Annotated in this window: 7 protein-coding genes and 1 pseudogene; 6 read left to right on the top strand and 2 right to left on the bottom strand. The window is 51.6% G+C overall.

Annotated elements, in window-relative coordinates; translation table 11 throughout:
• The 4 genes and pseudogenes from B2067_RS15995 to moaE form a co-directional block, all read left to right on the top strand.
• Positions 1-137: pseudogene (locus tag B2067_RS15995) on the top strand (molybdenum cofactor biosynthesis protein); the annotation flags it as partial.
• The gene (gene moaC / locus B2067_RS15990) at positions 130-606 is read left to right on the top strand and encodes a cyclic pyranopterin monophosphate synthase MoaC (RefSeq protein WP_068436335.1); all 477 of its coding nucleotides are present in this window, start codon (positions 130-132) and stop codon (positions 604-606) included. The pseudogene B2067_RS15995 and the gene moaC, both read left to right, overlap by 8 nt.
• Positions 606-854 (top strand): MoaD/ThiS family protein, encoded by a 249-nt coding sequence (locus B2067_RS15985; RefSeq protein ID WP_068436333.1) that lies wholly within the window; start codon positions 606-608, stop codon positions 852-854. The genes moaC and B2067_RS15985 overlap by 1 nt, the downstream gene beginning before the upstream one ends.
• A 1-nt stretch (position 855) precedes the next feature.
• Positions 856-1,341, top strand: a complete 486-nt coding sequence (gene moaE, locus B2067_RS15980; protein WP_068436331.1) for a molybdopterin synthase catalytic subunit MoaE — start codon at positions 856-858, stop codon at positions 1,339-1,341.
• Between the two features lie 14 nt (positions 1,342-1,355).
• Here the strand turns inward: moaE and B2067_RS15975 are convergent, their stop codons facing one another.
• Positions 1,356-2,471: a PilT/PilU family type 4a pilus ATPase gene (locus B2067_RS15975; protein ID WP_301389118.1), complete on the bottom strand. Its 1,116-nt coding sequence runs from the start codon at positions 2,469-2,471 to the stop codon at positions 1,356-1,358.
• Between the two features lie 11 nt (positions 2,472-2,482).
• Positions 2,483-3,517, bottom strand: coding sequence for a type IV pilus twitching motility protein PilT (locus B2067_RS15970; protein WP_068436327.1), 1,035 nt, complete (start codon positions 3,515-3,517; stop codon positions 2,483-2,485).
• Between the two features lie 204 nt (positions 3,518-3,721).
• Here B2067_RS15970 and B2067_RS15965 point away from each other — a divergent pair, with 204 nt between their 5' ends.
• Positions 3,722-4,423 (top strand): YggS family pyridoxal phosphate-dependent enzyme, encoded by a 702-nt coding sequence (locus tag B2067_RS15965; RefSeq protein ID WP_068436325.1) that lies wholly within the window; start codon positions 3,722-3,724, stop codon positions 4,421-4,423.
• 25 nt (positions 4,424-4,448) lie between these two features.
• A complete protein-coding gene (gene proC, locus B2067_RS15960) occupies positions 4,449-5,270 on the top strand; it encodes a pyrroline-5-carboxylate reductase (RefSeq protein ID WP_068436323.1) in 822 nt (273 codons plus the stop codon).
• Positions 5,271-5,373 lie beyond the last annotated feature (103 nt).

Genomic DNA, 5,373 nt, shown 5'->3' with positions numbered 1-5,373 from the left:
CTCTGATCTTCTGCGTACCAGGCTCAACGAATGCCTGCCGTCAGGCCTGGGAGCAGATCATCTGCCAGCAACTCGATAGCCGCCACAAGCCGTGCAACTTCGCCATGCGCCTGAAAAAGGTAACCAATGATGACTGAGTTCTCCCACGTTAATGCCCGCGGAGAGGCCTCTATGGTCGATGTTTCGGGCAAAAAGCCCACCGTTCGCGAAGCCAGAGCAGAGGGCTATGTCACCATGCAGCCAGCCACATTGCAGGCTATCGTCGAGGGTAATCATCACAAAGGCGACGTATTTAGCGTAGCGCGTATTGCAGGCATTCAAGCAGCAAAGCAGACCAGTCAGCTTATCCCGTTATGCCACCCATTGATGCTTAGCAAAGTGGCTGTGGATTTTGACGTAGAGCCAGATAACTCGCGGATACGGGTCCATAGTCTTTGCCGGCTAACCGGGCAAACCGGCGTAGAGATGGAAGCACTCACTGCGGTTTCAGTTGCAACATTGACCCTGTTTGATATGTGCAAAGCCGTCGACCCAGAAATGATCATCGAAGGCATAAAAGTACTTGAAAAATCAGGCGGAAAGACCGGTCACTGGGAGAGATCCTGATGATACGTATATATTTTTTTGCAAAAATTAAAGAAGAACTTTCTCTTAATTTTTTTGATCTAGATATAAAAACTCCATGCACTGTTTCTGACATAAGAAATTCATTGGTTTCTGAATTTAATAGTCACAAATATTTGTTCAGCACCGAATATTCAATATGCGCAGTAAATCAAGAATTATCCGATGAAAAAAAATGCGTAGAAAGTAATGATGAAGTTGCTTTTTTTCCTCCGGTCACAGGAGGTTAGAATGAACTACAAGGCAACTACTGAAAACATTAAAATATCTGTTCAGGAAAATGACTTTTCGATAGAAAAAGAAAATCATTTTTTGAGCAACCAAGCACCTGAAACCGGGGCTGTCGTCACCTTTACCGGACGGGTTCGCGAGTTCAGCGAGCAACCTGATGTCACCGGGCTCTTTTTAGAGCACTACCCCGGTATGACAGAGAAATCATTAAAACGCATCATAGAACAAGCCCAACAGCGCTGGGACATTCAACGTATCAGAGTCATTCACCGAATCGGCTCACTGGCCGTTGAAGATCAGATTGTGTTCGTTGGTGTCAGCAGTGCGCACAGAGAAGCTGCTTTCGAAGCTGCCCGTTACATCATGGATTACCTGAAGACTGAAGCGCCTTTCTGGAAAAAAGAAATCACCCGATCTGGTGAGCATTGGGTTGAGGCAAGAGAAAAAGATCAGACAGCCCGGGCGCGCTGGAGCAACCCGGACTGAAACCAAACATCGGATCAGTCCTGCAGACGCAGATTGCGCGTCGCACCTTCTAATCTGTCGGCGTTGGTTTCATTGCCCAGTTTAATCATCAGGCGCAGATCGTTCGGCGAGTCAGCATGGGCGATCGCGTCTTCATAGGTAATCTCACTCTGCTCGTAGAGAGCGTACAGCGCCTGGTCAAAGGTCTGCATACCCAGTTCTGTCGAGCGCGCCATCAGGCTCTTCAGCTCGTGTACATCGCCTTTACGGATCAGGTCCGACACCAGAGGTGTATTCAGTAAGACCTCGACAACAGCACGACGACCACGACCATCAGGCGTCGGAATTAACTGCTGCGCCACGATCGCTTTCAGGTTCAGAGAGAGGTCCATCCAGATCTGCGAATGTCGCTCCGGTGGGAAAAAGTGAATGATGCGATCAAGCGCCTGGTTCGCGTTATTACTGTGCAGAGTGGCAAGACACAGATGACCTGTTTCAGCAAAGGTAATCGCGTGTTCCATCGTTTCAGCAGAACGTACCTCACCGATCATGATCACATCCGGTGCCTGACGCAGGCAGTTCTTCAGCGCAACTTCATAGCTGTCAGTATCCAGGCCGACTTCACGCTGAGTAACAATGCAGGTTTCATGCTGATGGATAAATTCGATCGGGTCTTCGATGCTGAGAATATGCCCCTTACTGTTGCGGTTACGGTAGCCAATCATCGACGCCAGCGAGGTCGATTTACCCGCCCCCGTTGCACCTACAAACAGAACCAGGCCACGTTTAGCGAGCGATAACTCTTTAATAACTTCAGGTAAGCCGAGCTGATCAATGTTCGGAATCCGGGTTTCAATCCGTCGCAGCACCATCCCAGCGACATTGCGCTGGAAGAAGGCACTGGCACGGAAACGACCAATCCCCGTCGCATTGATCGCGAAGTTCAGTTCTTTCCGTTCTTCAAACTCAGCCTGCTGTCTGTCATTCATGAGCCCGTAGACGATTTCTTTCGCCTGCTCAGCACTGAGAACAGTTTTGTTGAGAGGAACCAGCTTGCCATGGACCTTCATGGACGGCGGAACACCGGCCGTAATGAAGAGATCTGACGCGGTCTTTTCAACCATTAACCGCAGAAACTTATCCATTGACACAATCAGTTACCTCAGAAGTTTTCTGGCATTTTTGCCTTTTCACGGGCGATTTCACGACTGATCAGGCCTTTGCTGACCAGGCTTTGCAGACATTGATCCATGGTCTGCATCCCATGCGCAGCCCCAGTCTGAATGGCAGAGTACATCTGCGCAACCTTGTCTTCACGAATCAGGTTACGAATCGCCGCCGTACCAACCATAATCTCATGGGCTGCAATCCGGCCGCCACCGTTCTTTTTCAGCAGCGCCTGAGACACAACGCCTTGCAGCGACTCAGATAACATCGAACGCACCATGGATTTTTCTTCCGCCGGGAATACATCGACAATACGGTCAATGGTTTTCGCCGCGGAGCTGGTGTGCAGAGTACCAAACACAACGTGGCCTGTTTCTGCGGCGGTCAACGCCAGACGAATGGTTTCAAGGTCACGCAGCTCGCCCACGAGAATCACGTCAGGGTCTTCACGCAGCGCTGAGCGTAGCGCTTCATTAAAGCCCAGCGTATCGCGATGCACTTCACGCTGGTTAATCAGACTCTTCTTCGATTCGTGAACAAATTCGATCGGGTCTTCAACTGTGAGGATATGGTCGAACTTGGTCTCATTAATGTAATCGACCATAGCCGCCAGCGTGGTTGATTTACCTGAACCGGTTGGGCCAGTCACAAGTACAATGCCACGGCTGATCATGGCGAGATCTTTAAACACCTGCCCCATGCCCAGCTGATCCATAGTCACAACTTTTGACGGAATGGTACGGAACACGGCGCCCGCACCGCGGTTGTGGTTAAAGGCATTCACACGGAAACGGGCAACGCCAGGCACTTCGAACGAGAAGTCAGTTTCCAGAAATTCTTCGAAATCTTTTCGCTGCTTGTCGTTCATAATGTCGTACACAAGGGCGTGCACTTCTTTGTGACTCAGCGCTGGTAAATTAATACGGCGGACATCACCATCGACACGGATCATAGGAGGCATATCTGCCGACAGGTGGAGGTCAGAGGCCCCCTGCTTCGCGCTAAAGGCCAATAACTCGGTAATATCCATGTGATCCTCTCTATGATCTCGGGCCAGATGCGCCAGCTCAGCCAGACAGCCCTATAAATGCCAATATATTAGTGATGCGACCAGTCGGATGAAGCGGTCAATCCCTCGACTGGTGTATGATGTAATGTAATCGCTGTTGAACAAATTTCTATGAACAGCGTCACTACAGCAACAATCAAGTTAATCCTAAACCAAGCAAGCGTAATGTCTACTGTCGAACAGAACTATCAACGGGTCCGTGAGCGTCTTAACGCGGCCTGTGCAAACGCTTCACGCGAGCCTGAAAGCATTCGCCTGCTGGCGGTGAGTAAAACTAAACCCGCGAGCATGGTGCGCACCTGTTATGAACTGGGTCAGCGAGCCTTCGGTGAGAATTACCTGCAGGATGGGCTCGACAAGATTGAAGCCTTGTCGGAGCTGACCGACATCGAGTGGCATTTTATCGGCCCGCTGCAATCAAACAAAACACGCCCGGTCGCCGAGTACTTTCATTGGCTGGAAACGCTGGATCGTGAAAAGATCGCCCGCCGCCTGAATGAACAGCGCCCTGACGATCTGCCGCCGCTGAACGTACTTATCCAGGTCAACATCAGTAACGAAGAGCAGAAGAGTGGCATCGCGACAGACAGCGTCGCGAGTTTTGCGCAGAATCTCCTATCCTTGCCTAGACTGAAAGTTCGGGGATTGATGTGTATCCCGGAAGCAACCAGCGATGAGGAGCGACTGCGAGATCAGTTCCTCAAAATGCATAGGCTGTGGCAGGAATTAAAGGAACTATGCCCGGACGCAGACACGCTGTCGATGGGCATGTCGTCCGATCTTGAACTCGCGATTGCATGTGGATCAACGGAAGTTCGTATCGGCACAGACATATTCGGAGCGCGGGACATCCCGGGCGCTCAGTGAAGGTATTCAGAAGCAGGAACCAACAATGACACAGATAGCATTCATCGGCGGTGGCAATATGGCCACCAGCATCATCGGCGGCCTGATCAGAGAGGGTGCAGTCAGCCCGGATCTGATTCACGTCAGTGACCCAGGCGCAGAGCAACGGGAACGCCTCACCCGCGATTTTGGCATTGTGACCCATGAGTCCAATCTCGACGCTATCAGCAGCGCGACCGTGGTTATCCTTGCAGTAAAGCCACAGATGATGAAAGCCGTACTGGAACCGCTGCAGGCCACGCTGAACACCCGCCAGCCGCTACTTATTTCTGTTGCAGCGGGTATCAGTCTGCCAACGCTTAAAGAATGGAGTGGATGTACAGCCGTCGTACGCGCAATGCCGAACACGCCTGCGCTGACAGGTTTCGGCGCTACCGGGTTGTTTGCCAGTGAAGAAGTGTCGCTGGACCAGCGTAATCTGACGGATACCTTGCTCGGCGCCACAGGCCTGGCTATGTGGGTACAGACCGAAGCTGAAATTGACGCGGTCACGGCGTTGTCTGGCAGTGGCCCGGCTTACTACTTCCTGCTGATGGAATCCATGATCGATGCCGGTATCAAACTCGGGCTGAGCGAAGAAACCGCACGTCGTCTGACCTTACAGACGGCGCTGGGCGCAGGAAAAATGGCGAGCAGTTCGGATGTTGCCCCGGATGAATTACGTCGCCGGGTAACGTCTCCGGGCGGTACCACTGAACAGGCAATCGCGACGTTCGAAGGCGCGCACCTGCGCGATATCGTTAAAGCCGCCATGGACGCCGCCGCAAGAAGAGCCGCTGAGCTCAGCGACGAACTGGGCAATGGCTGAATCCTGACTCAGCAGGGGGTGAAATTTTCTCAGGCGTCCCCATCTGAGGTAATAAGTATTTGAGAATATAAGCACTTGAGATAACAAGTGGGTTAACAAGATC

It is taken from the genome of Thalassolituus sp. UBA2590, from assembly GCF_002339775.1.
In the GTDB taxonomy this organism is placed as follows: domain Bacteria; phylum Pseudomonadota; class Gammaproteobacteria; order Pseudomonadales; family Oceanobacteraceae; genus Thalassolituus.
This window is presented reverse-complemented; position numbering and strand designations above follow the sequence as displayed.

Coding starts and splice junctions, on each gene's coding strand:
- moaC (WP_068436335.1), top strand. CDS start 130: ATGACTGAGTTCTCCCACGTTAATGCCCGCGGAGAGGCCTCTATGGTC.
- B2067_RS15985 (WP_068436333.1), top strand. CDS start 606: ATGATACGTATATATTTTTTTGCAAAAATTAAAGAAGAACTTTCTCTT.
- B2067_RS15970 (WP_068436327.1), bottom strand. CDS start 3,517: ATGGATATTACCGAGTTATTGGCCTTTAGCGCGAAGCAGGGGGCCTCT.
- proC (WP_068436323.1), top strand. CDS start 4,449: ATGACACAGATAGCATTCATCGGCGGTGGCAATATGGCCACCAGCATC.
- moaE (WP_068436331.1), top strand. CDS start 856: ATGAACTACAAGGCAACTACTGAAAACATTAAAATATCTGTTCAGGAA.
- B2067_RS15965 (WP_068436325.1), top strand. CDS start 3,722: ATGTCTACTGTCGAACAGAACTATCAACGGGTCCGTGAGCGTCTTAAC.